The 2,665-nt window shown below is 58.2% G+C and carries 2 tRNA genes and 2 rRNA genes; all 4 read left to right on the top strand.

Going from position 1 to position 2,665, the window contains the following annotated elements:
- Nucleotides 1–460: ribosomal RNA gene (locus ABJK56_RS17500) — 16S ribosomal RNA — on the top strand; the annotation flags it as partial.
- Between the two features lie 40 nt (nucleotides 461–500).
- Nucleotides 501–577, top strand: a tRNA-Ile gene (locus tag ABJK56_RS17495).
- A 5-nt stretch (nucleotides 578–582) separates the two neighbouring features.
- Nucleotides 583–658 (top strand) — tRNA-Ala (locus ABJK56_RS17490).
- Nucleotides 659–692: 34 nt separating this feature from the next.
- A 23S ribosomal RNA gene (locus ABJK56_RS17485) occupies nucleotides 693–2,665 on the top strand; the annotation flags it as partial.

Genomic DNA, 2,665 nt, shown 5'->3' with positions numbered 1-2,665 from the left:
GTGAGGTGTTGGGTTAAGTCCCGCAACGAGCGCAACCCCTGCCCTTAGTTGCCAGCACGCGAGGTGGGCACTCTAAGGGGACTGCCGGCGACGAGCCGGAGGAAGGAGGGGATGACGTCAGATACTCGTGCCCCTTATGTCCTGGGCGACACACGCGCTACAATGGGATGGACAGCGGGAAGCGAGCCAGTGATGGTGAGCAAAACCCTGAAACCATCCCCCAGTTCAGATTGTGGGCTGAAACCCGCCCACATGAAGCCGGAATCGCTAGTAATCGCGGATCAGCCACGCCGCGGTGAATACGTTCCCGGGCCTTGTACACACCGCCCGTCAAGCCACCCGAGTTGCGGGCACCCGAAGACGGTGACTCTTAGGGGCGCCGTTGAGGGTGAACGTGGTGAGGGGGGCTAAGTCGTAACAAGGTAGGTGTACCGGAAGGTGCGCCTGGATCACCTCCTTTCTAAGGAGAGATGGTGGCTGCTATTCGTGTTTGAATGATTGGGCTCGTAGCTCAGATGGTCAGAGCGCACGCCTGATAAGCGTGAGGTCGGAGGTTCGATTCCTCCCGAGCCCACCATGGGTGGGGACATAGCTCAGCTGGGAGAGCACCTGCTTTGCAAGCAGGGGGTCAGGGGTTCGAATCCCCTTGTCTCCACCAATGGAGCGGGTCATTGAAAAGTGCATAGGGGACAGGTGAAGGAAGGAAGGGCATGCAGTGGATGCCTAGGCGGCGAGAGGCGAAGAAGGGCGTGGCAAGCTGCGAAAAGCCCGGGGTAGCTGCAAGCGAGCGTTGATCCCGGGATACCCGAATGGGGCAACCTGTACACGTGAAAGCGTGTACGCTCTGCGCGATACCCGGGGAAGTGAAACATCTCAGTACCCGGAGGAAAAGAAATCAAACGAGATTCCCTGAGTAGAGGCGATCGAAAGGGGAGGAGCCTAAACCAGCCGAAAGGCTGGGGTCGTGGGACACAGTTAGGCTGAGCCGCACCTGAAATTCACATAGCCGAACAGTCTGGGAAGGCTGACCGGAGAGGGTGACAGTCCCGTAGGCGAAATGTGGATGTAGGGTGTGACTGTGATCCCGAGTAGCGCGGGACTCGAGGAATCCCGCGTGAATCAGGGGGGACCACCCTCCAAGGCTAAATACTACTCGCCGACCGATAGCGCAACCAGTACCGTGAGGGAAAGGTGAAAAGCCCCCCGGAAGGGGAGTGAAAGAGACCTGAAACTGCATGCCTACAAGAAGTCGGAGCCCGAAAGGGTGACGATGTGCCTTTTGATTAATGAGCCTGGGAGTTATCGCTACTGGCGAGGTTAAGCCGAGAGAGGCGAAGCCGAAGCGAAAGCGAGTCCGAAGAGGGCGCGAGTCAGTAGCGATAGACCCGAAGCCGGGTGAGCTACCCATGGGCAGGATGAAGGTGGGGTAAAACCCACTGGAGGTCCGAACCGGTGGATCGTGAAAAATCCTCGGATGACCTGTGGGTAGGAGTGAAAAGCTAACCGAACTCGGTGATAGCTGGTTCTCCCCGAAATGCATTGAGGTGCAGCCTCAGGTGTTCTGTGTTGGAGGTAGAGCGCTGGTAGGGCTAGTGGGGTGACCTGCGAACCCTGTCAAACTCCGAATGCCGGCACACGAGAGCCTGGGAGTGAGCCCGTAGGGGATAAGCTCTACGGACGAGAGGGGAACAACCCAGACCGTCGGCTAAGGGCCCGAAGAGGTGGCTAAGTGTGAAGAGGAAGGATGTGGTATGGCTTAGACAACCGGGATGTTGGCTTAGAAGCAGCCATCATTTAAAGAGTGCGTAACAGCTCACCGGTCGAGCCGTACTGCGCCGAAAATGTGCGGGGCTGAAGCCACCCTCCGAAGCCACGGAATCTACCGCAAGGTAGATTGGTAGGGGAGCGTTCCGCGGTAGGGAGAAGGTAGACTCGTGAGAGCTACTGGACGAGGCGGAAGTGAGAATCCAGGCATGAGTATACGAGAGGATGGTGAGAATCCATCCCCCCGAAAGCCTAAGGGTACCTGGGGAAGGGTCGTCCGCCCAGGGTAAGTCGGGACCTAAGGAAAACCCGAAAGGGGTATCCGATGGGAAACCGGTTAATATTCCGGTACCACCATCTAACCGAAACTGCAAGCGGGGACGCAGGAGGCTAAGCGCCGGGGATAAATGGCAAATCCCTCCAAGCGGTTAGGCGAAGAGGGCTGTAGGTAAGTCCGCAGCCTGAGCTGAGCCGTGAAGGGGAGACTCCGAAAGGGGTCAACGGAGCTGACGCCATACTGCCAAGAAAAGCCGCGTGCAGTGGTTAGGGGGTGCCCGTTCCGCAAACCGACACAGGTAGGCGGGCTGAGAAAGCTAAGGGGAGCGGGATAACCCTTGCCAAGGAACTCGGCAAATTAGCCCCGTAACTTCGGGAGAAGGGGTGCCACGGTAGGTTGAAACCAGGGGAAGGGGCAACCCGGAAACTGGTGGAGGCCGAGGTGGTCGCAGTGACAAGGCCCTGGCGACTGTTTACCAAAAACACAGGTCTCTGCAAACTCGATGAGAGGAAGTATAGGGACTGACGCCTGCCCGGTGCCGGAAGGTTAAGGGGAGGGGTGCAAGCTCCGAACCGAAGCCCCGGTAAACGGCGGCCGTAACTATAACGGTCCTAAGGTAGCGAA

This window comes from Thermogutta sp. (assembly GCF_039793925.1).
Taxonomy (GTDB): Bacteria; Planctomycetota; Planctomycetia; order Pirellulales; family Thermoguttaceae; genus Thermogutta.
The sequence above is the reverse complement of the archived record's forward strand: the minus strand, read 5'-3'. Positions and strand labels throughout refer to the sequence as shown.